22 protein-coding genes are annotated in these 20480 nt (G+C 62.7%); 9 read left to right on the top strand and 13 right to left on the bottom strand.

The window, feature by feature from the left end:
- Positions 1–10: 10 nt before the first annotated feature.
- The 9 genes from flgG to DJ563_RS01385 form a co-directional block, all read right to left on the bottom strand.
- Positions 11–796, bottom strand: a complete 786-nt coding sequence (gene flgG / locus DJ563_RS01425) for a flagellar basal-body rod protein FlgG (protein ID WP_033699511.1) — start codon at positions 794–796, stop codon at positions 11–13.
- 46 nt (positions 797–842) lie between these two features.
- Positions 843–1583, bottom strand: a complete 741-nt coding sequence (locus tag DJ563_RS01420) for a flagellar basal body rod protein FlgF (RefSeq protein ID WP_434518693.1) — start codon at positions 1581–1583, stop codon at positions 843–845.
- A gap of 158 nt (positions 1584–1741) precedes the next feature.
- Positions 1742–1933 (bottom strand): hypothetical protein, encoded by a 192-nt coding sequence (locus tag DJ563_RS01415; protein WP_274098326.1) that lies wholly within the window; start codon positions 1931–1933, stop codon positions 1742–1744.
- A 74-nt stretch (positions 1934–2007) separates the two neighbouring features.
- Positions 2008–3330: a flagellar hook protein FlgE gene (gene flgE / locus DJ563_RS01410; RefSeq protein ID WP_274098327.1), complete on the bottom strand. Its 1323-nt coding sequence runs from the start codon at positions 3328–3330 to the stop codon at positions 2008–2010.
- Between the two features lie 27 nt (positions 3331–3357).
- Positions 3358–4059 carry a flagellar hook assembly protein FlgD gene (gene flgD / locus DJ563_RS01405; RefSeq protein ID WP_434518692.1) on the bottom strand — a complete coding sequence of 234 codons (702 nt, stop codon included), beginning with the start codon at positions 4057–4059 and terminating at the stop codon, positions 3358–3360.
- Positions 4060–4071: 12 nt separating this feature from the next.
- The gene (flgC, locus tag DJ563_RS01400; RefSeq protein ID WP_274098329.1) at positions 4072–4515 is read right to left on the bottom strand and encodes a flagellar basal body rod protein FlgC; all 444 of its coding nucleotides are present in this window, start codon (positions 4513–4515) and stop codon (positions 4072–4074) included.
- Between the two features lie 2 nt (positions 4516–4517).
- Entirely contained in the window at positions 4518–4925 is a 408-nt protein-coding gene (flgB, locus tag DJ563_RS01395) for a flagellar basal body rod protein FlgB (protein ID WP_033699522.1), read from the bottom strand.
- A gap of 296 nt (positions 4926–5221) precedes the next feature.
- Positions 5222–6049 carry a protein-glutamate O-methyltransferase CheR gene (cheR, locus tag DJ563_RS01390; protein ID WP_047583440.1) on the bottom strand — a complete coding sequence of 276 codons (828 nt, stop codon included), beginning with the start codon at positions 6047–6049 and terminating at the stop codon, positions 5222–5224.
- A 51-nt stretch (positions 6050–6100) separates the two neighbouring features.
- Positions 6101–7030: a chemotaxis protein CheV gene (locus DJ563_RS01385; protein ID WP_033699526.1), complete on the bottom strand. Its 930-nt coding sequence runs from the start codon at positions 7028–7030 to the stop codon at positions 6101–6103.
- Between the two features lie 77 nt (positions 7031–7107).
- On the opposite strand from DJ563_RS01385, the gene flgA reads away from it, so the two are divergent.
- From flgA to DJ563_RS01365, 4 genes are all read left to right on the top strand, one after another.
- A complete protein-coding gene (flgA, locus tag DJ563_RS01380; protein ID WP_156310990.1) occupies positions 7108–7860 on the top strand; it encodes a flagellar basal body P-ring formation chaperone FlgA in 753 nt (250 codons plus the stop codon).
- A gap of 156 nt (positions 7861–8016) precedes the next feature.
- A complete protein-coding gene (gene flgM, locus DJ563_RS01375) occupies positions 8017–8331 on the top strand; it encodes a flagellar biosynthesis anti-sigma factor FlgM (RefSeq protein ID WP_033699529.1) in 315 nt (104 codons plus the stop codon).
- A gap of 50 nt (positions 8332–8381) precedes the next feature.
- Positions 8382–8849, top strand: coding sequence for a flagella synthesis protein FlgN (locus DJ563_RS01370; RefSeq protein WP_274098330.1), 468 nt, complete (start codon positions 8382–8384; stop codon positions 8847–8849).
- A gap of 79 nt (positions 8850–8928) precedes the next feature.
- Positions 8929–9672, top strand: coding sequence for a flagellar brake protein (locus tag DJ563_RS01365; protein WP_434518691.1), 744 nt, complete (start codon positions 8929–8931; stop codon positions 9670–9672).
- Positions 9673–9748: 76 nt separating this feature from the next.
- On the opposite strand, the gene DJ563_RS01360 is transcribed toward DJ563_RS01365, so the two are convergent.
- From DJ563_RS01360 to bkdR, 3 genes are all read right to left on the bottom strand, one after another.
- Complete coding sequence (locus DJ563_RS01360) at positions 9749–11086, bottom strand: MFS transporter (RefSeq protein WP_434518690.1); 1338 nt, start codon at positions 11084–11086, stop codon at positions 9749–9751.
- Between the two features lie 127 nt (positions 11087–11213).
- Positions 11214–12455, bottom strand: a complete 1242-nt coding sequence (locus DJ563_RS01355; protein ID WP_434519684.1) for a glutamine synthetase family protein — start codon at positions 12453–12455, stop codon at positions 11214–11216.
- A 196-nt stretch (positions 12456–12651) separates the two neighbouring features.
- Positions 12652–13137: a Bkd operon transcriptional regulator BkdR gene (bkdR, locus tag DJ563_RS01350; RefSeq protein WP_027593063.1), complete on the bottom strand. Its 486-nt coding sequence runs from the start codon at positions 13135–13137 to the stop codon at positions 12652–12654.
- A 197-nt stretch (positions 13138–13334) separates the two neighbouring features.
- Between bkdR and DJ563_RS01345 the strand changes: the two genes are divergently transcribed.
- The 4 genes from DJ563_RS01345 to lpdA are packed head-to-tail and all read left to right on the top strand — an operon-like array spanning position 13335 to position 18296.
- A complete protein-coding gene (locus DJ563_RS01345) occupies positions 13335–14567 on the top strand; it encodes a 3-methyl-2-oxobutanoate dehydrogenase (2-methylpropanoyl-transferring) subunit alpha (RefSeq protein WP_274098333.1) in 1233 nt (410 codons plus the stop codon).
- Position 14568: 1 nt separating this feature from the next.
- Positions 14569–15627: an alpha-ketoacid dehydrogenase subunit beta gene (locus DJ563_RS01340; RefSeq protein ID WP_033699538.1), complete on the top strand. Its 1059-nt coding sequence runs from the start codon at positions 14569–14571 to the stop codon at positions 15625–15627.
- On the top strand, positions 15628–16914 hold the full coding sequence (locus DJ563_RS01335) for a dihydrolipoamide acetyltransferase family protein (RefSeq protein ID WP_434518689.1): 1287 nt from the start codon (positions 15628–15630) through the stop codon (positions 16912–16914).
- A 2-nt stretch (positions 16915–16916) separates the two neighbouring features.
- Positions 16917–18296 (top strand): dihydrolipoyl dehydrogenase, encoded by a 1380-nt coding sequence (gene lpdA / locus DJ563_RS01330; RefSeq protein WP_434518688.1) that lies wholly within the window; start codon positions 16917–16919, stop codon positions 18294–18296.
- A gap of 71 nt (positions 18297–18367) precedes the next feature.
- On the opposite strand, the gene DJ563_RS01325 is transcribed toward lpdA, so the two are convergent.
- A complete protein-coding gene (locus DJ563_RS01325) occupies positions 18368–19402 on the bottom strand; it encodes a sensor domain-containing diguanylate cyclase (RefSeq protein WP_274098336.1) in 1035 nt (344 codons plus the stop codon).
- Between the two features lie 281 nt (positions 19403–19683).
- Between DJ563_RS01325 and DJ563_RS01320 the strand changes: the two genes are divergently transcribed.
- The gene (locus DJ563_RS01320; protein ID WP_274098342.1) at positions 19684–20304 is read left to right on the top strand and encodes a GntR family transcriptional regulator; all 621 of its coding nucleotides are present in this window, start codon (positions 19684–19686) and stop codon (positions 20302–20304) included.
- The last annotated feature ends 176 nt before the right edge of the window (positions 20305–20480 follow it).

Genomic DNA, 20480 nt, shown 5'->3' with positions numbered 1-20480 from the left:
GTTCAGGGTGTTACAGCTGCTGGGTGACGAACGACAGCATCTGGTCGGCGGTGGAGATGACCTTGGAGTTCATCTCGTAGGCACGCTGGGTGGTGATCATGTTCACCAACTCTTCCACGGTGCTGACGTTGGAGTTTTCCAAGGTCTGCTGCAGGGTGGTGCCGAAGCCGTTCAGGCCTGGGGTACCGACTTGCGGCGCACCGCTGGCGGCGGTTTCCAGGAACAGGTTGTCGCCGATTGCCTGCAGGCCGGTCGGGTTGATGAAGTCAGCGGTCTGGATGTTGCCGATGACCTGGGCCGCCGGGTTGCCGGCAGTGGTGATCGACACGGTGCCATCCTGGCCGACGGTGAAGGTCTGCGCGTCGTTCGGCACGACCACCGCAGGCTCCAGGGCAAAGCCGTTGGCCGTGACGATCTGGCCATCGGAGTTCAGGTGGAAGGTGCCGTCACGGGTGTAGGAAACCGTGCCATCGGGCTGCAGAATCTGGAAAAAGCCACGGCCGTTGACCGCCATGTCCAGCGGGTTTTCGGTGGTCTGCAGGCTGCCGGCGGTGAAGTTCTTCTGGGTGCCGACAATGCGCACACCGGTACCCACTTGCAGGCCCGAAGGCAGCTCGCTGTCCTGGGTCGACTGGGCGCCAGGCTGACGCTTGATCTGGTAGAGCAGGTCCTGGAACTCGGCGCGATCACGTTTGAAGCCGGTGGTCGAGACGTTGGCCAGGTTGTTGGAAATGACCGTCAGGTTGGTGTCCTGGGCGGACAGGCCGGTTTTAGCGACCCAAAGAGCCGGAAGCATGCTGTTCTCCTCGTGCGCCTGTTTTACGGCACCCGTTCAAATGTGATTAGCCGATTTGCAAAACACGCGCCATGGCTTCGTCGCCTTCCTTGGCCGTGTTCATCATCTTGACGTGCAGCTCGAACTGACGGGACAACGCCAGCACCGAGGTCATTTCCTCGACGGCGTTGACGTTGCTGCCTTCCAGGAAGCCCGACACCACGCGCACATTGACGTCGGCGACGGCCGGTTGGCCATTGCTGGTATGGATCATGCCGTCCAGGCCCTTGGTCAGGCCTTTGGTGTCGGGGTTGACCAGCTTGATACGGTCGACCTCGGCCATTACCCGCGGGTCTTCACCCATGGCGCGTATGCTGATGGTGCCGTCGGCGCCCACTTCAACCTTCTGCTCCGGGGGGATGGCAATCGGGCCACCGTTGCCGATCACCGGCATGCCGTTGCCGGCACGCAGCACGCCCAGGGCATCGATGTTCAGGCTGCCGGTGCGCACGTAGGCTTCGCTGCCGTCCGGGGCCTGCACGGCGATGAAGCCCTTGCCGGTCACGGTGACGTCCAGCTCGCGACCGGTCTCGATCATCGGGCCTTCGCTGAAGTCGGTGGCCGGGCGCTCGGTCATGGCAAAGGCGCGCGCCGGAAAGCTGTCGCCAAACACCGGCATCGAGCGCGCCTGTTCCAGGTCGCGCTGGAAGCCGTTGGTGGAAATGTTCGCCAGGTTGTTGGCATGGGCCTTCTGCGCCAGCGCGTTCTGGCTGGCGCCGGTCATGGCCACGTAAAGCATCTTGTCCACAGCATCTCCTCTGCGCGTACCTGCCGCGCTGTCACTGAGCAGGGATAAGCAATAATCGAACCAGGTCTGCCGCCCCCTGATTTCGGGGGTTTAAGGGCATCGAGAGGCAAAGACCGTCAGTTTGTCGGCACTTATTTGCCGTCAGCGGCAATGGAGGCTCAGTAAACGCGGCAACCGGCGTTGTTGTAGGGGCCGGAATGGCGGACCCAGCCGTCGCCTGGATTGGTGGCCGAGCACATGAAACGGCCGGTGGCCAGGCTTTGCCATTGGTAGAAGGGGGCGGGGGCGGCGGACAGCGATGGCGCGGCGACCAGGAGAGGGAGCAGCGCTAACAGCAGCAGCCTTTTCATGGGGATAACCTTTGAAGAATCTGGGGGCGCAAAGCGCCCCCATTACAGACAACACTGCCCCAAACAAACCACCATCAGGTCATCTGAATGATGGTCTGCATGATGGTGCTTTCAGTGGAAATGGTCTTGGCGTTCGCCTGATAGTTGCTCTGCGCCTTGATCAGGTTGACCAGCTCGCCAGTCAGGTCGACGTTCGAGTCTTCCAGTGCACCACCGGTGATCTGGCCCAGGGTGCCGGTATCCGGCGCGCCAATCACTGGCACGCCCGATGCGTAGGACTCTTTCCAGTTGGTGCCGCCGATCGGGGTCAGGCCCTGAAGGTTGGCGAAGTTGGCAATGGCCACCTGGCCGATCACCTTGTCTTGCCCGTTGGTGAAGTTGGCGAACAGGTTGCCGTTCTGGTCGATGGTCAGGCCCGACAGCTCACCAGTGGCAAAACCGTCCTGGCTCTTGGCGGTGGTGGCGGACGCGGCGTTGTACTGGGTGGTGCCCAGCATGTCCAGGTTCACCCCGGAAAGGCTCGCGGTAGCGCCGTTGGCCGACCATGCGCCTGCAGCGTTCTTCTGCGCCGGCACCCAGCCATCGAGGTTGAAGGTCTTGTTGGCACTGATGGTCAGGCCGCCAGTGACAGGGCCTTCAGTCATCGCGGCAGAATCCAGGGTACCGTCGGACTTGAACGGCAGCTTGTTGACCAGCGGCGTGGTCAGGGCCGGGTCAGCCGGGTTGCGGCCGTCAACGGTGGTGTACATGGTCCAGGAGTTGGTGCCTGCATCCTTGACGAAATACTGGTTCAGTTGGTGCGCATTGCCCTGGCTGTCGTACACATCGGTGTTGAACGTGTAGTTGTAGGTGTTGACCTTGGTCGGGTCGAACGGCGTCTCGGTCGGCACAGTGGCGCTGGAGTTGAGGTTGACCGTCTCGGAAATGCGCCCGGTCGGGTTCGGCGTCAGGTTGGAGGTGTCGATCTGCAGGTCGGTAAGGATGCCCTGGATGATCTTGCCGTTGCCATCCACCGCGTAACCTTGCAGGTTGGCGCCCGACGAGCTGACCACATAGCCGTCCTTGTCGCTGTAGAACGCGCCGGCACGGGTGTAGATTTTCGAGCCGTTGTCATTCAGGGCAAAGAAGCCGTTGCCATCGATGGCCATGTCCAGCGCCTGGCCGGTGCCATTGATGTTGCCCGGGGTGAACAACTGCGAAACGGCGGCAGTCTTGACGCCGCTGCCGATGGCATTCTTGCCGCTGCTGGTGCCGCGGATGGAGTTGGAATACTGGTCGGCGAACTCGGCGCGCGACGATTTGAAGCCGGTGGTGGCGACGTTGGCAATGTTGTTGCCGGTTACGTTCAGGGCCTTGTTTGCTGCATAGAGGCCGCTAAGGCCGATATTGAAAGACATGTGCTACTCCTGTCGTTGGGTTAGGCCCTAGATGCCAATGCTTTGAACTTTGGAAAGCGCGATGCTGCCCAGCCCGGCAAGGTTGAGCGTCATTTCCGCGCCATTGCCGCCCATGGTCACGCTGGTGACCGTGGCCGGCAGGTTGGTCGTCATGGCCGTGGACTTGCCATCGATGCTGGCAGTGGCCTTGAAGGTATAGGTGCCCTCCGCCAGTACCTCGCCATCGTCACCCTTGCCATCCCAGGTGAAGTCGGCCTTGCCTGCCGCCTTGGTACCCAGGTCCAGGGTGCGCACCAGCTTGTCGTCCTTGTCGTAGATGCCGACGGACGTGGCGGTGCTCGAAGAGGTCAGGTTGACCGAGCCTTTGAGCTCCTTGCTGGTGTCGACCACGGCCTTGTCGGTCTGGACGATCACGTTGCGCCCAACCAGCGACGAGGCCTGCAATGCCTGGGACGATTGGAACGAACCGGCGATGTAGTTCACCGTTTCGTTGAGCGTCTGCATGCTTTCAAGGCTGCTGAACTGCGCCAGCTGCGCCACGAACTCGCCGTTTTCCTGCGGGTCGAGCGGGTTCTGGTTTTTCATCTGCGTTACCAGCAACTGCAGAAACGCGTCCTTGCCCAGCGCACTGCCGGCAGCGCCGGTGCTGCTGTCGGTCTTGCTGGTCTGCTTTTGCAGCGAGGTCAGGTACGCGCTGCCGACGTCACTGGTGGAATTGGTCGTGGTCATGTCGGCGTCCTATCACTGACCCAAGGTCAAGACTTTCTGCATCATGCTTTTGGCGGTGTTCATCAGTTCGGCGTTGGTCTGGAACGCACGGCTGGCAGAGATCATGTCAGCCATCTCCTCGACCACGTTGACGTTCGGGTAGTAGACGTAGCCGTCCTTGTTCGCCGCCGGATGGTTGGGCTCGTAGCGCGCTTCCAGGTTGCTCTGGTCTTCGACGATACCTTTGACCTGCACGCCCTGCCCGGCTTCGCCCTGGTCCTCGAACAGCGACTGGCTGGTACCGCTTTGCGCGTCCTGGAAGGTGGTGGCGAATACCGGATGGCGTGCGCGGTAGGTCTGGTCGATGCTCGACGACACGGTCTCGGCGTTGGCGATGTTCGAGGCCACGGTGTTGAGGCGAGTGTTTTGCGCGCTCATGCCGCTGCCGGCAATGTTGAAGACACTGGAAAGGGACATGGTTACTCTCCGCGCAGGGCCGAAACCAGCCCTTTGAATTTACTGTTGAGCAAGGTGAAGCTGGCCTGGAAACCGATGGCGTTTTCCGTGTAGTTCGATTGCTCGATCTGGGCGTCCACGGTGTTCTGGTCGATCGACGGCTGCAGCGGCGTGCGGTACTTGAGCGCCTCGTCGCTAAGGGCCAGGCCATCGGCCTCGATGTGCCGGCTGTTGGTCCGGTCCAGGGCGAAGCGGCCGCTTTGCTGTTTTTCACTTTCGGCAGCGAGCACCGAGGAGAAGTCCATGTCACGCGCCTTGTAGTTGGGCGTGTCGGCGTTGGCGATGTTGTTGGCCAGCACTTCGGCGCGCTGGGCGCGGAAGTCCAGGGCCTTTTCGTGAATGCCAAGCGCCTTGTCGAAGCTGATGCTCATGTCGGGGAAACCTTCGAAGGTTGACCGGAGTGTCGTTGAGCAAGGTATAGCAAGGGCTGTGCCAACCACCTGAAAAGCCCGGAAAGACGGGCTAGCAAGACGGAATGCTGTCAGGGTGATGCCAGAAAAGCGGCAAAGGTCTTCCGCTTGAAGGGGCGCAAGCGGCAATTGCCGGTCGGCATGGGCGGCAAAACAAAAAATTGACGTGCTTGGCGATAGAGGTGTGGCGCCTACGAGACCGAGCGCCGCGCGGGCGGCGCTCGATCTCATAGGCGCCACAACCCTCAAGGCAAACCCTACTTGGCCTGGTAGATAATCCCCGGGCTGCACTGCACCATCTGGTAATGGTCCGGCAACCCGTTCAGCGCCTCGGAGGCGCCAAGGAACAGGTACCCGCCCGGCTTGAGCGTGCTGTGGATACGCAGCAAGATGTCTTTCTTCACCTGGGCCGAAAAGTAGATCAACACGTTGCGACAGAACACGATGTCGAACTTGCCCAAGCTCGCGTAACTGTCGAGCAGGTTGAACGAGCGAAACTCGACGCGGCTGCGAATGGCCGGCTTGATCGCGTAACGCCCCGCCCCCTTGGGGTCGAAGTAGCGCTGCAGGCGCTCCTGCGACAGGCCGCGGGCAATCGCCAGGCTGTCGTATTCGCCGGTTTTGCAGTTGGTGAGCATGGTCCCGGACAGGTCGGTCGCGACAATCTGCGCGCCCATCTTCAGCTGGCCCAGGTTGCTGCGCTCGAACTCATCGATAGCCATCGAGATCGAGTACGGCTCCTGCCCCGACGAGCAGGCCGCCGACCACATGCGCAGGCGCTGGCCTGGGTTGTTCTTGATGAACTCGGGGATGACCTTGTTCTTCAGCACTTCGAACGGGTAGGTATCACGGAACCACAGGGTCTCGTTGGTCGTCATCGCGTCGACCACCTGTTCGCGCAAACCGCTGCGCGGCTGGGTCTGGATGCGCTGCACCAGCTCGCCCAGGCTCTTGATACCTTGTTGCTCCATCAGCTTGTTGAGACGGCTGGAGACCAGGTACTGCTTATTCTCGCCCAGCAGGATGCCACAGGCTTTCTCCAGGAAGACCCGGAACTGTTCGAAATCCAAATTACCCGTAGACACTACTGCCGCCTCTTTTCAATCGCTGGTGCCGGGAGCGGGCTCCCGGCTGCTTCAATGTGTTGCCTTGATCCGGTCGACCACGCGCTGCGCCAGGTCGTCCGGTTTGAACTTGGCCAGGAAATCATCGGCGCCGACTTTCTTGACCATCGCCTGGTTGAATACCCCGGACAGCGAAGTATGCAGGACGATGTGCAATTTTTGCATGCGCGGATCGCTGCGGATCTCCGCGGTCAGCGTGTAACCGTCCATTTCTGGCATTTCAATGTCCGAGATCATCATCAGGAACTCTTCTTCCGGCCTTTTGCCCTCTTCCACCAGTTGCCGGAGGTAGTTGAGCGCCTGGCGGCCATCGTTGAGCGCCACCACTTCGACACCGACGGTTTGCAGGCAGCGGCTGACCTGCTTGCGCGCCACCGACGAATCGTCGACGGTCAACACCCGCAGCAACACGGCCTTGTCCTGCACCTCGGCATCGACCACGCCGGCAGACACCTGCTCGGACGACGGCGCCACTTCGGCCAGCACCTTTTCCACGTCGATGATCTCGACCATGCGGTTATCCACCCGGGTGACCGCAGTCAGGTAGTGGTCACGGCCGGTGCCCTTGGGTGGCGGATGGATTTCTTCCCAGTTCATGTTGACGATGCGCTCGACCGAGTGCACCAGAAAGCCCTGGGTCTTGGTGTTGTACTCGGTGATGATCACAAAACTGTTGCGCGTGTCCTCCTGCAGTGGCGCCAACCCAGTGGCCATCGACAGGTCGAGGATCGGGATGGTCGCCCCGCGAATGTTGGCCACGCCGCGCACCACCGGGTGGGACTTGGGCAGCACGGTCAGCGCAGGGCACTGCAGCACCTCCCTGACCTTGAACACGTTGATGCCGTAGAGCTGGCCGCCATTGAGGCGAAACAGCAACAATTCCAGGCGATTCTGCCCCACCAGCTGTGTGCGCTGGTTGACCGAATCCATAACACCCGCCATGCCAGACTCCTTTACGTTTCAGCCTTTCGTTGCAAATCAGGTACCGAGTCGGCACGGGCTTTGCTTTTTTGAGCGCCATGTACACGAAAACGACATTTTTCCGACGATTGACGCACCTGCTGACTGGCTCGCTGGCCACGCTGTGCCTGCTGGTGCCCGGCGTTCGCACGCTGGCGGACGCGTTTACCTTGCCTGAACAGCTTATCGGTGTCACCCAAGGGTTTCTTGAATTCACCGTAGAAGATTATCTGGCCACCACCCAAACCGTCGGCCGTTACGAGATCCAGGTCAGCACCCTCGACCCGCGCTTGCGCATGCCGTTGTGCAGCCAGCCGCTGGACGCTTCGCTGGAAAGCCCCGCGCAGCCACTGGGACGGGTCACAGTGCGGGTGCGTTGCGACAGTGCGGCACCGTGGACCGTGTTTGTGCCGGCAACGGTGCGGCTGTTTCGCGATGTGGTGGTGGTCACCCGCCCGCTCAAGCGTGACAACGTGGTCGGCGAAGGTGACGTGGCCCTGCGCGAGCGTGATGTCGGCACCCTTGGCCAAGGCTTTCTCAGCGAGCTGGACCAGGCGGTGGGCATGAAGATGCTGCGCCCTACGGTCATCGACCAAGTGCTCACCCCGCAGCACCTTGAGCAAGCCGAGGTGGTGCGCAAGGGCGACCACGTGGTGATCATCGCCCGCAGCGGCAGCCTGAGCGTGCGCATGCCAGGCGAAGCACTGAGCAAGGGCGGCCTGAGTGAACAGATCCGGGTGCGCAACCTCAACTCCAAACGCGTGATCAAGGCCCGGGTGACCGGCCCCGGCCAGGTCGAGGTGACGATGTAGCAGGATTGCGCTGGCAGTGTGGAACGGCTTTTCCTAAACTGTGTCAGAAAACGGGTTCGCGAGCTTGCTGACAGGCGGCTATGCATTTGTGCCTAAAGTTTCTTTCGGGTTGGCCGAAAACAAGGCAAGCGTCCAAATACCCAGGGGTTTCTGATCATGGTCATCGACTTCAGTCGTTTGAATAACTCTCCGTCCGTCACGGGCGGCGTTCGCGGCAATGCCGCGCCCGGCACCGCCGAAAAGCCCGGCGCGAGCCAGGAAGCGCCTAAAAGCACCAGCGCCAGCGGAGAAGCCGTACACCTCAGCCAAGAGGCACAGCAGTTGCAAAAGATCAGCGACACGCTGCGCGAACAGCCCGTGGTCAACAGTGCCCGCGTGGCCGAGTTGAAACAGGCGATCGCCGATGGCAGCTACCAGGTCGATGCTGGCCGGGTCGCCAGCAAACTGCTCGATTTCGAAGCCCAGCGCTGACCGTTCGGCGCGCTGACTTCACGGACGCTTAACAAAGCCAAGAGTTAGCCATGCACGACACCACCTTGCTGCAACTGATCGAAGATGACATCGCACCGATGCAGGAACTGCTCGACCTCCTTCATAAAGAAGCGGTCGCCCTGCACGGCCGCGAGATGACGCTGCTGGAACAGATCCTGGCCCGCAAGCAGTCATTGATCATCTTGCTCGAGCAGCATGGGCAGCGGCGCAGCCAGTTGCTCACCGGCCTCGGCCTCAGCGCTGACCGCGCCGGTGTGCAGGCCGTGGCAGCGCAGTCGCAGCATGGCGAAACCATGCTGCAACGGCTCGACATGCTCTCGCAACTGATGGACACCTGCCAGCAGATCAACGAGACCAACGGGCGCATCATCCAGGTGCAGCAACACGTCACCAACAACCAGATCAGAATCCTCATGGGTGGCGATTCTCCGTCGCTCTACGACAGCCGTGGCGGCACCTCGCTGCTGGCCAAGCCGCGCGCCCTCAGCCAAGTGTGATACTTGTATCAAGGCACGGAACATACTGGCAAAATGCCGTTACTTGCGTGTGTCGTTTTTGCCTGGAGATTGATTAGCCGTGTTCAATGAAGCCGATGCCCCGCAGCCGCCGAAGGTGCTGAGTACACCTTTGGAGATCGCAGCCAACCTGCGACAGCTGCAGGAAAGCCATGACCCCCTGATCATCACTTTCCATGATCGCAGCCAGCGCTTCCAAAGCTACGTGGTGAATGTTGACCGCGACAGCAATACCCTGGCACTGGACGAAATGATCCCCCGCGACGGCGAAAAATTCATCGAGAACGGCGAACCGTTCCGCGTCGAAGGCTTCCACGATGGCGTGCGAATCGCCTGGGAATGCACTGCCCCGCTGACCATCAGCGAAGTCGACGGCCACCGCTGCTACCGCGGCGCGATGCCGGAAGAAATGACCTACCACCAGCGCCGCAACGCCTTTCGCGCCGCGTTGAAGCTGTCGCAGCTGGTCGATGTCATCCTCGACGGCACCCACCTCAAAGGCAACGGCGCCCTGCGCGGCAAGCTGCTGGACATCTCTGCCACCGGCTGCAAGCTGCGCTTCGAAGGCAACGTCGAGGACCGCCTGCAACTGGGCCAGGTGTACGAGCGCTTCAAGGCCGGCAACCCGCTGGGCCTGATCGACACCATGGTCGAGCTGCGCCACCTGCACTTCGAGGAGCGTATCAATACCACCTTCGCTGGCGTGCGCTTCCATAACCTCAGCGGCCAGGCGCAACGCAAGATCGAAAGCTTCGTCTACCAGTTGCAGCGTGAAGCGCGTCGGTTCGATAAAGACGACTATTGATCATTCGCTGAATGCAAAAACGCCACCTGTTCAGGTGGCGTTTTCGTTTGTGCGCGTGCTGGGCTGCGGCACAGGCTTACACCGTCTTGCTGACTTCCTCAGGCCCGACGCCCTGCTCACTCGGCGCCGAGTCCTGCTCGGTGTCTTCCGCCGCCACTGGCGCCTGCATCACATCCTGCACCGTCTGCTCATCGACCCGCGGGTCGAGCGCCGCCGACAACGGCGAACCCGCCGCCGGCATTGCCACGTGGCCCAGCGGCGCGTCCTGCACCTGGTGCAGCCCGGTGACCGCTTTCGGCCGAATGCGCCACACCAGCACCAGCGCGAAGAACGTGAAGAACGCATACAGCATCTGCGCGCCCAGCACCTTCATCAACACGCCCGCCGCCAGAGGGCCGATACAGGCGCCCACACCGTAGGTGACCAGCAGCATGGCGGTCAGCGAGACCCGCCGCTCGCTCTCCACGTGGTCATTGGAGAACGCAACTGCCAAGGGGTACAGGCAGAACTGCAACAACGAAATGACAAAGCCGATACCGAACAGCAACTCCAGCGGCACGCTGGGCAAGATGGCCAGCGGCGCCGAGGCCACTGCCAGGCCCACGGCGGCACTGCGGATCAGCAACGCGCGGTCGTAGCGGTCGGACAGCCAGCCCAACGGCCACTGCACCAGCAGCCCGGCAAAGATGCAGCTACCCATGAACAGACCGATCTGCTCGGTGGACAGCCCCTGATTGGAAGCGTACAGCGGCGCCAGGCCGTAGAACGAACCGACGATCAGGCCCGAACCGAGCACCGTGCTCAACGACTGCGGCACCCGCTTGATGAAGAACTTCGGCTCCATCGGGGCCGGGCGCAAAGGCGCCGGGTGAATGCGCCGGGTCATCGCCACCGGCACCAGGCACAGGGCGAAGCACATGGCGACCAGCATCAGCAGTTCAGGGCCGAGTTCGGGGTGCACCACCAGAATCAGCTGGCCGAGCACCAGCCCCAGGTAGGAGGCGATCATGTAGCCACTGAATACCGCACCGCGGTGCTTGGCATCGGCCTGTTCGTTGAGCCAGCTTTCGATGACCATGTACTGGCACATCATCCCCAGGCCGACCACCATCCGCAGCCCGACCCAAGCCGGCAGCCAGTTGGTCATGCCATGGCCGAGCACCGCCGCGCAGACGATACCGGCGCAGGTGGCATACGCGCGAATGTGCCCTACCCGGCCGATCAGCCGGTGGCCGACCTTGCCGCCCACGGCCAGGCCGAAGTAGTTGGCCGCCATCAACGCACCGACCCACAAGCTGTCGACATGGTCGGCCGCCAGGCGCAGTGCCAGGTAGGTACTGAGCAGGCCTGAGCCGATAAGCATCATCAAGGCAGCGAAATACAGCGACTGAAACGGCTTCCAGATGTTTCGCATACGTCCCGTCGGGCTCCCTGGTCAGGTGGCGTTGGCCTGGCAAGCATAAAAGCAATTGTGTTGCAGCGCAGTCCCTTGCCTGCGAAATAGCGTGCAGGGGACGCGTCCAGTAGCGGTCGTGTCGCGATCAGGCCTGTGCTGCCAGCACTCGCCGCTCCCACGGCGTGATCTCGTCGAAGAAGTCGGTCAGCTCCAGCGTCTTGCTGGCTACGTAGCCTTCGATGAACTCGTTGCCGAACAGTTCCCGCGCCAGCGCGCTGTGCTTGAGGCGCTGCAGTGCTGCGTGCAGGGTGCAAGGCAGGCTCAGGTGCTCTGGCACCTCGAACTCGCCCTGGATGGCCGGCGCCGGCTGCAAGCGTTGCTCGATGCCGTGCAACCCGGCAGCCAGGCTCGCGGCAATCGCCAAGTACGGGTTGGCGTCGGCGCCGGGCAGGCGGTTTTCCACGCGCCGGGCCACGGGGGCGCTGGCCGGTATGCGCAAGCCCGCCGCGCGGTTGTCCTCGGACCAGCAGGCGTTGTTGGGCGAGGCGTACGGGTGGCACAGGCGCTGGTAGGAATTGACATTGGGCGCGAACAACGCGGTGAAATCGGCCATGCACGCCTGCAGGCCACCGATGAAATGCAGGAAGGTGGGGGTCGGCTGCCCCTGCTCATCGCTGAACACGTTACGCCCGCTGCCGATCTCCACCAGGCTCTGGTGAATGTGCATGGAACTGCCGGGGGTCTTGGCCAGGGGCTTGGCCATGCACACCACGGTCAGCCCATGCTTGAGCGCCACTTCCTTGAGCAGGTGCTTGAACAGGAATGTCTGGTCGGCCAGCAGCAGCGGGTCGCCGTGCAACAGGTTGATCTCGAACTGGCTGATGCCCATCTCGTGCATGAAGGTGTCACGTGGCAGGCCGAGCGCTGCCATGCACTGGTAGACCTCGTGGAAGAACGGCCGCAAGCCATTGTTGGAGCTGACACTGAACGCCGAATGGCCAAGCTCCCGGCGGCCATCTTTGCCCAGGGGCGGCAGAAAGGGCTGCAAGGGGTCGGTGTTGGGTGCAAAGACAAAGAATTCGAGTTCGGTCGCCACCACCGGGGCCAGGCCCAAGGCTGCGTAGCGGGCGATCACCGCCTTGAGCTGGCCGCGGGTGGACAACGCCGACGACCTGCCATCCAGTTCGTTGGCGTCGCAGATGGCCAGGGCGCGGCCATCGTCGCTCCAGGGCAGGCGGTGGATTTGCGTGGGCTCGGCCACCAGCGCCAGGTCGCCGTCATCACTGCCGTAGAACCTTGCCGGCGGGTAGCCGCCCATGATGCATTGCAACAGCACGCCACGGGCCATCTGCAGGCGCCGGCCTTCGAGGAAGCCCTCGGCAGTCATCACTTTGCCGCGCGGCACACCGTTGAGGTCGGGGGTGACGCATTCGATTTCATCGATGCCGTGAAGGTGTTCGGCGAGGGTGCTCTGGCCTGCGGTGGTCATGACGCTTGTCCTTGTTGTTATTGGCTGACAACAACATAGGCTGGGGGTGTTTAAAATATCAAGCACCTACTGGGTTGCCAGTGCTGGCAACCCTTTATTCGCGCAGGGTCATGCCATTGGCCGGCAACGGCAAGGCGGTCTTGTAGCGCACCTGCTTCAAGGCAAAACTCGAGCGGATGTTCGCCACCCCAGGCAACCGCGTCAGGTAATCGAGAAACCGCTCCAGCGCCTGAATGCTCGGCAACAGCACCCGCAGCAGGTAATCCGGGTCGCCGGTCATCAGGTAGCACTCCATCACTTCGGGGCGCTCGGCGATCTCCTCCTCGAACCGGTGCAGCGACTGCTCCACCTGTTTTTCCAGGCTCACATGGATGAACACATTCACATCCAGCCCCAGCGCTTCCGGTGACAACAAGGTCACCTGCTGGCGGATCACCCCAAGTTCCTCCATGGCCTTGACCCGGTTGAAACAGGGGGTGGGCGACAGGTTCACCGAACGCGCCAGCTCTGCATTGGTGATGCGGGCGTTTTCCTGAAGGCTGTTGAGAATGCCGATATCGGTACGATCGAGTTTGCGCATGAGACAAATTCACCGGTTTTTTGTGTTTATGCGGAATGTTTATCTGCGCCCGTCGGCAAAGGCAACCAACTTGAGAGAAATATTCTTCTGCCGTGCCACTAAGATGTAGGGGACGCTGACTTGCCAGTCACGAGCCGGTACTCAGCGGCGGCCGCTTCAGAGCTCACAAAAACAACATTCGAGCGAGCGTAAAAAGCATGAACGAGTACGCCCCCCTGCGTTTGCATGTGCCCGAGCCAACCGGCCGGCCAGGCTGCCAGACCGATTTTTCCTACCTGCGTCTGAACGATGCAGGTATTGCCCGTAAACCTTCGATCGACGTCGACGCTGCCGACACCGCCGAGCTGTCCAACAGCTTGATCCGGGTGCTGGACGAGCATGGCGACGCACTTGGCCCGTGGGCCGAGGACATCGACCCAGAGGTGCTGCGTCAAGGCATGCGCGCCATGCTCAAGACGCGCATCTTTGACAGCCGCATGGTGGTTGCCCAGCGCCAGAAAAAGATGTCCTTCTACATGCAGAGCCTGGGCGAGGAAGCCATCGGCAGCGCCCAGGCCCTGGCGCTGAACCGCACCGACATGTGCTTCCCCACCTACCGCCAGCAGAGCATCCTCATGGCCCGCGACGTGTCGCTGGTGGAGATGATCTGCCAACTGCTGTCCAACGAGCGTGACCCGCTCAAGGGCCGCCAGCTGCCGATCATGTATTCGGTGCGCGAGGCAGGTTTCTTCACCATCAGCGGCAACCTGGCGACCCAGTTCGTGCAGGCGGTCGGCTGGGCCATGGCCTCGGCGATCAAGGGCGATACCAAGATCGCCTCGGCCTGGATCGGCGACGGCGCCACCGCCGAGTCGGACTTCCACACCGCCCTGACCTTCGCCCACGTGTACCGCGCGCCGGTGATCCTCAACGTGGTCAACAACCAGTGGGCGATCTCCACCTTCCAGGCGATTGCTGGCGGTGAATCGACCACCTTCGCCGGCCGTGGCGTAGGTTGCGGCATCGCCTCGCTGCGCGTCGACGGCAACGACTTCGTCGCTGTCTACGCCGCCTCGCGCTGGGCTGCCGAACGCGCCCGCCGTGGTCTGGGCCCTTGCCTGATCGAGTGGGTCACCTACCGTGCCGGCCCGCACTCGACCTCCGACGACCCGTCCAAGTACCGCCCCGCCGATGACTGGAGCCACTTCCCGCTGGGCGACCCGATCGCCCGCCTGAAGCAGCACCTGATCAAGATCGGCCACTGGTCCGAGGAAGAACACCAGGCCGTCACCGCCGAGTTCGAAGCTGCGGTCATCGCGGCGCAGAAGGAAGCCGAACAGTACGGCACCCTGGCCAACGGCCACATCCCGAGCGCAGCCTCGATGTTCGAGGACGTGTACAAGGAAATGCCCGAACACCTGCGCCGTCAACGCCAGGAACTGGGGGTTTGAGATGAACGACCATAACAACAGCATCAACCCGGAAACCGCCATGGCCACCACTACCATGACCATGATCCAGGCCCTGCGCTCGGCCATGGATATCATGCTTGAGCGTGACGACAATGTCGTGGTCTATGGCCAGGACGTCGGTTACTTCGGCGGCGTGTTCCGCTGCACCGAAGGCCTGCAGAACAAATACGGCAAGTCGCGCGTGTTCGACGCGCCGATCTCCGAAAGCGGTATCGTCGGCACCGCCGTGGGCATGGGTGCCTACGGCCTGCGCCCGGTCGTGGAAATCCAGTTTGCCGACTATTTCTACCCTGCGTCCGACCAGATCGTCTCGGAAATGGCCCGCCTGCGGTATCGCTCGGCCGGCGAGTTCATCTCGCCGCTGACCCTGCGCATGCCGTGTGGGGGGGGTATCTACGGCGGCCAGACCCACAGCCAGAGCCCGGAGGCGATGTTCACCCAGGTGTGCGGGCTGCGCACGGTCATGCCGTCCAACCCCTATGACGCCAAGGGCCTGCTGATCGCCTCGATCGAATGCGACGACCCGGTCATCTTCCTCGAGCCCAAGCGCCTCTACAACGGCCCGTTCGACGGCCACCACGACCGCCCTGTGACGCCCTGGGCGAAGCACCCGCACAGCGCCGTGCCGGATGGCTATTACACCGTGCCACTGGACAAGGCGGCGATCACTCGCCCTGGCAACGATGTCACCGTGCTGACTTACGGCACCACGGTCTACGTGGCCCAGGTGGCCGCCGAGGAGACCGGCGTCGACGCCGAAGTCATCGACCTGCGCAGCCTGTGGCCGCTGGACCTGGAAACCATCGTCGCGTCGGTGAAGAAGACCGGCCGCTGCGTGGTGGTGCATGAGGCCACCCGTACCTGTGGTTTCGGTGCCGAGCTGGTGTCGCTGGTTCAGGAACACTGCTTCCATCACCTCGAAGCGCCGATCGAGCGCGTCACCGGTTGGGACACCCCCTACCCCCACGCACAGGAATGGGCTTACTTCCCAGGGCCTTCGCGGGTAGGTGCGGCATTGAAACGGGTCATGGAGGTCTGAATGGGCACGCACGTCATCAAGATGCCGGACATTGGCGAAGGCATCGCGCAGGTCGAGTTGGTCGAGTGGTTCGTCAAGGTCGGCGATGTGATCGCCGAAGACCAGGTGGTGGCCGATGTCATGACCGACAAGGCGACCGTGGAAATCCCTTCGCCGGTCAGCGGCAAGGTGCTGGCCTTGGGTGGCCAGCCGGGTGAAGTGATGGCGGTCGGCAGCGAGCTGATTCGCATCGAAGTGGAAGGCAGCGGCAACCATGTCGACGCGCCGCAGGGCAAGCCGGCCGACACCAAGCCGGCCGAAGCAGTTGCCGCGCCAGCCGCGAGCACGCCGCAACCGCGTGCCGCAGCGCCAGCGGCCGCCTGCCAGGGCGCAGCCCCCCACACCGCCGCGCCCATCGTGCCGCGCCAGGCCGGCGACAAGCCACTGGCCTCCCCGGCCGTGCGCAAGCGTGCGCTGGATGCCGGTATCGAGCTGCGCTACGTGCACGGCAGCGGCCCGGCCGGGCGCATCCTGCACGAAGACCTCGACGGCTTCATGAGCAAACCGCAGACCGCCGCCGGGCAAGCCCCGAGCGGCTACGCCAAGCGTACCGACAGCGAGCAGGTACAAGTCATCGGCCTGCGCCGCAAGATCGCCCAGCGCATGCAGGACGCCAAGCGCCGGGTCGCGCACTTCAGCTATGTCGAGGAAATCGACGTCACCGCCCTGGAAGCCCTGCGCCAGCAGCTCAACCAGAAGCACGGCGACAGCCGTGGCAAGTTGACCTTGCTGCCGTTCCTGGTCCGCGCCCTGGTCGTGGCCCTGCGCGACTTCCCGCAGATCAACGCCACCTATGACGACGAAGCACAGATCATCACCCGCCATGGCGCGGTGCATGTGGGCATCGCCACCCAGGGTGACAACGGCCTGATGGTGCCGGTGCTGCGCCATGCCGAAGCCGGCAACTTGTGGGGCAATGCCAGCGAAATCTCGCGCCTGGCCACTGCCGCGCGCAGCAACAAGGCCAGCCGCGAAGAACTGTCCGGCTCGACCATCACCCTGACCAGCCTCGGCGCGTTGGGCGGCATCGTCAGCACACCGGTGGTCAACACCCCGGAAGTGGCGATCGTCGGCGTCAACCGCATGGTCGAGCGGCCGATGGTGATCGACGGCCAGATCGTCGTGCGCAAGATGATGAACCTGTCCAGCTCGTTCGACCACCGGGTGGTCGATGGCATGGATGCCGCGCTGTTCATCCAGGCCGTGCGTGGCCTGCTTGAACAACCCGCCTGCCTGTTCGTGGAGTGAGCATGCAACAGACTATCGAAACCACCCTGCTGATCATCGGCGGCGGCCCTGGCGGCTATGTGGCCGCCATCCGCGCCGGGCAATTGGGTATCCCCACCGTGCTGGTCGAAGGCCAGGCGCTGGGCGGCACCTGCCTGAACGTCGGTTGCATTCCGTCCAAGGCATTGATCCATGTCGCCGAGCAGTTTCACCAGACCTCGCGGTACACCGCGCCGTCGGCACTGGGCATCAGTGTCAGCTCGCCGCGCCTGGACATCACCCAGAGCGTGGCCTGGAAGGACGGTATCGTCGACCGCCTGACCAGTGGGGTTGCGGCCTTGCTGAAAAAGCACGGGGTCAAGGTGATCCACGGCTGGGCGAAGATCCTCGACGGCAAGCATGTCGACGTCGATGGCCAGCGCATCCAGTGCGAGCACCTGCTGCTGGCCACAGGCTCCAACAGCGTCGAACTGCCGATGCTGCCGCTGGGCGGGCCGATCATTTCCTCGACCGAAGCACTGGCACCGGCGGCCTTGCCGCAGCACCTGGTGGTGGTGGGCGGTGGCTATATCGGCCTGGAGCTGGGTATCGCCTACCGCAAGCTGGGCGCACAGGTGAGCGTGGTGGAAGCACGCGAGCGCATCCTGCCAACCTACGACAGCGAACTGACTGCCCCGGTGGCCGAGGCGCTGAAGAAGTTGGGCATCGCCGTGCACCTGGGCCATAGCGTCGAGGGTTACGACAACGGTTGCCTGCTGGCCCGCGACGGCCAGGGCGAGCAACTGCGCCTGGAAGCGGACCGGGTACTGGTGGCCGTGGGCCGCCGCCCCCGCACCCAGGGTTTCAACCTGGAATCCCTGGCGCTGAAGATGAACGGCGCCGCCATCGCCATTGACGAGCGCTGCCAGACCAGCATGCACAATGTCTGGGCCATCGGCGATGTGGCCGGTGAACCGATGCTCGCGCACCGGGCCATGGCCCAGGGCGAGATGGTCGCCGAGATCATCGCTGGCAAGGCACGGCGCTTCGAACCCAGCGCGATCGCTGCGGTGTGCTTTACCGACCCGGAGATCGTGGTGGTCGGCAAGACACCTGAGCAGGCCAGCCAGCAGGGCCTTGACTGCATCGTCGCGCAGTTCCCGTTCGCCGCCAACGGCCGGGCCATGAGCCTTGAGTCCAAAGCCGGCTTCGTGCGCGTGGTGGCGCGCCGCGACAATCACCTGATCCTGGGTTGGCAAGCGGTGGGCGTGGCCGTTTCGGAACTGTCCACGGCTTTTGCCCAGTCACTGGAAATGGGGGCATGCCTGGAGGATATCGCCGGCACCATCCACGCCCACCCGACGTTGGGTGAAGCGGTGCAGGAAGCGGCGTTACGTGCGCTGGGCCACGCCCTGCATATCTGACGCTGAAATGGCTCAGGCCGATTGAGTCCCTGGGGGGGTGGGTAAACCGCTCCCCTCAGGCACCCGCTAAATCAGCAAGATCGGTGTTGTTCTGCAAGCGCAGTCAGGTCATCCGCTATTGCGTTCTTGCCCGCCCCCTTGGCCCGGTACAGGGCCTTGTCGGCACGGGCCAGCAGGTCATCCGGCGCCTCACCTTCCTGCCACTGCACCACCCCATAGCTCATGGTCAGGCGACACTCGCCGATCGGCTCCACCTTCTCCATCACCTGGCGCAACCTTGCTGCCACTTCAAGCGCATCGTCCAGCAGCGTCTGCGGCAGCACAATGACGAACTCATCGCCGCCCCAACGCGCCAGCAGGTCATGTTCGCGCAGGCAGGTACGCAGGTTGTCGACCACCTGGACCAGCGCTGCATCGCCACGGGCATGGCCATAGCGGTCGTTGATCGGTTTGAAGTCGTCCACGTCCATGGCAATCAGCGACATCGGCTGGCGGAAGCGTTGGCTTCGCTCGCATTCCTGCTCCAGCACCTTGTCCAGCCGATAGCGATTGGCGATCCGGGTCAACGCATCGCGCTCGGCCAATTCGCGGTTTTCATCCAGCTGGCGCTGCAACTGCTGGTTGACCCAGGACAACTCACGGGTGCGTTCGGCCACCAGGCTTTCCAGCGACAGGTTCTGTTGCTCAAGCTGCGCCACCCGCCGCTTGCCGGCATCGATGTTGCGGTGGGCGCCGAGCATGCGCGCCACCGAGCCGTCGCTGTTGCGGGCGATGATGTAGCCGCTGTCTTCGACCCACAGGTAACTGCCATCCTGGCAACGACATCGGTACTCGATCAGGTAGCGCTCGTTGCGTTGGGTGATGTAGGCCTCGAAGTGCGCCATTACCCGCGGATAGTCCTCGGGGTGGATCACGCTTTCCCAGGTCAGCACCGAGTTGGCCATGGAATGGCTGGCGTAACCGAGCATGGCGTACCAGCCCGGGTTGCGATAGACATAGCCGGTGTTGGCATTCCAGTCCCAGATGCCGTCGCTGATCAATTCGAACAAGGTATGCAGCTGCTGCTCACTGAAGCTGGCGGGTGCCGGCCTGGTGTTGTGACTCATGGACGCTCTCCCTGATGTCCAGCAACTGCGCCCCGGTCAAGGAGCTGCCGACAGTTTTGATAGGTGCCGCAGGCGGCAAGGCAATGCCTCTGACGGGCAAGCATATGCCCGCCAGGGTGCAACCGGAATAGTACCAAGGGGCTATTTCGCGATGGGCCTCGCGGCGGCGGCTGGTTTGGCTGGCATTGCGTTTCGTATAAGATATCCACAAAGTCTGATTGCTGGAAAATCCCGTGCCGCTGCCGTCGTTCAAAGCTACCAACCTGGGTGCCACACCCTCGATGTCCGAAATCATCGCCAAGCACCTGCGCGAGGCGATCATCTCGGGGCAGCTCGCCGAAGGCGAACCGGTGCGCCAGGACGAGGTGGCGCAGGCCTTCAATGTCAGCAAGATTCCGGTGCGCGAGGCGTTGAAACGCCTTGAGGCGGAAGGCCTGGTGGACTTTCATCGCAACCGTGGTGCCCTGGTTACACGCATTTCCGAGCCCGAGCTGGCGCAGATGTTCGAGGTCAGGGTGCTGCTGGAGGTGAAGGCGATTCGCCTGGCGATCCCCAACATGACCGAAGCGCACTTTGCCCGTGCCGAAGCCATCTGCGCGGAGTTCATCGGCGAGGACGATATCGGCCGCTGGGCCGACCTCAACTGGGCGCTGCATGCGTGTTTGTACGAACCCGCAAAACGCCCCTACCTGATTGGCCTGATTCGCTCCATCCATGACAAGGTCGAACGCTATCTGCGCATGCAGATGAGCTTGTCGGCCGGCAAGGACCGCGCGGATCACGAGCATCGCGACATTGTCGCCGCCTGCCGCGCGCGGGACGTGGAGCTGGCTGCCCGGCTGATCGAGTCGCACATCAATGGGGTGTGCCAAAGCCTTTACGATCACCTGCCCCATAACTGAGCAGCCCTGCCTTGATTTTTAGGGTGGCGTATAGCGAGCGCCGCCCGCGCGCGACCGCCCGTCCTTGGCTTCGTTTTTGCTTATCTAGATATCGTATACGAAATACCATATAAGGAATGGACGGCATCCTACGATGCCGAACTGCCTACTCCTTCTTCCAATAATACGTATCGGAG

Source organism: Pseudomonas sp. NFX1, assembly GCF_051123555.1.
GTDB classification, from domain to species: domain Bacteria; phylum Pseudomonadota; class Gammaproteobacteria; order Pseudomonadales; family Pseudomonadaceae; genus Aquipseudomonas; species Aquipseudomonas capeferrum.
The sequence above is the reverse complement of the archived record's forward strand: the minus strand, read 5'-3'. Positions and strand labels throughout refer to the sequence as shown.

What these genes read in the sequence shown, in the direction of transcription:
- flgG (WP_033699511.1), bottom strand. Translation starts at nt 796, where the DNA reads ATGCTTCCGGCTCTTTGGGTCGCTAAAACCGGCCTGTCCGCCCAGGAC.
- DJ563_RS01415 (WP_274098326.1), bottom strand. Translation starts at nt 1,933, where the DNA reads ATGAAAAGGCTGCTGCTGTTAGCGCTGCTCCCTCTCCTGGTCGCCGCG.
- flgE (WP_274098327.1), bottom strand. Translation starts at nt 3,330, where the DNA reads ATGTCTTTCAATATCGGCCTTAGCGGCCTCTATGCAGCAAACAAGGCC.
- flgD (WP_434518692.1), bottom strand. Translation starts at nt 4,059, where the DNA reads ATGACCACGACCAATTCCACCAGTGACGTCGGCAGCGCGTACCTGACC.
- flgC (WP_274098329.1), bottom strand. Translation starts at nt 4,515, where the DNA reads ATGTCCCTTTCCAGTGTCTTCAACATTGCCGGCAGCGGCATGAGCGCG.
- flgB (WP_033699522.1), bottom strand. Translation starts at nt 4,925, where the DNA reads ATGAGCATCAGCTTCGACAAGGCGCTTGGCATTCACGAAAAGGCCCTG.
- DJ563_RS01385 (WP_033699526.1), bottom strand. Translation starts at nt 7,030, where the DNA reads ATGGCGGGTGTTATGGATTCGGTCAACCAGCGCACACAGCTGGTGGGG.
- flgA (WP_156310990.1), top strand. Translation starts at nt 7,108, where the DNA reads ATGTACACGAAAACGACATTTTTCCGACGATTGACGCACCTGCTGACT.
- flgM (WP_033699529.1), top strand. Translation starts at nt 8,017, where the DNA reads ATGGTCATCGACTTCAGTCGTTTGAATAACTCTCCGTCCGTCACGGGC.
- DJ563_RS01370 (WP_274098330.1), top strand. Translation starts at nt 8,382, where the DNA reads ATGCACGACACCACCTTGCTGCAACTGATCGAAGATGACATCGCACCG.
- DJ563_RS01360 (WP_434518690.1), bottom strand. Translation starts at nt 11,086, where the DNA reads ATGCGAAACATCTGGAAGCCGTTTCAGTCGCTGTATTTCGCTGCCTTG.
- DJ563_RS01355 (WP_434519684.1), bottom strand. Translation starts at nt 12,455, where the DNA reads ATGACTGCCGAGGGCTTCCTCGAAGGCCGGCGCCTGCAGATGGCCCGT.
- bkdR (WP_027593063.1), bottom strand. Translation starts at nt 13,137, where the DNA reads ATGCGCAAACTCGATCGTACCGATATCGGCATTCTCAACAGCCTTCAG.
- DJ563_RS01345 (WP_274098333.1), top strand. Translation starts at nt 13,335, where the DNA reads ATGAACGAGTACGCCCCCCTGCGTTTGCATGTGCCCGAGCCAACCGGC.
- DJ563_RS01340 (WP_033699538.1), top strand. Translation starts at nt 14,569, where the DNA reads ATGAACGACCATAACAACAGCATCAACCCGGAAACCGCCATGGCCACC.
- DJ563_RS01335 (WP_434518689.1), top strand. Translation starts at nt 15,628, where the DNA reads ATGGGCACGCACGTCATCAAGATGCCGGACATTGGCGAAGGCATCGCG.
- lpdA (WP_434518688.1), top strand. Translation starts at nt 16,917, where the DNA reads ATGCAACAGACTATCGAAACCACCCTGCTGATCATCGGCGGCGGCCCT.
- DJ563_RS01325 (WP_274098336.1), bottom strand. Translation starts at nt 19,402, where the DNA reads ATGAGTCACAACACCAGGCCGGCACCCGCCAGCTTCAGTGAGCAGCAG.
- DJ563_RS01320 (WP_274098342.1), top strand. Translation starts at nt 19,684, where the DNA reads ATGTCCGAAATCATCGCCAAGCACCTGCGCGAGGCGATCATCTCGGGG.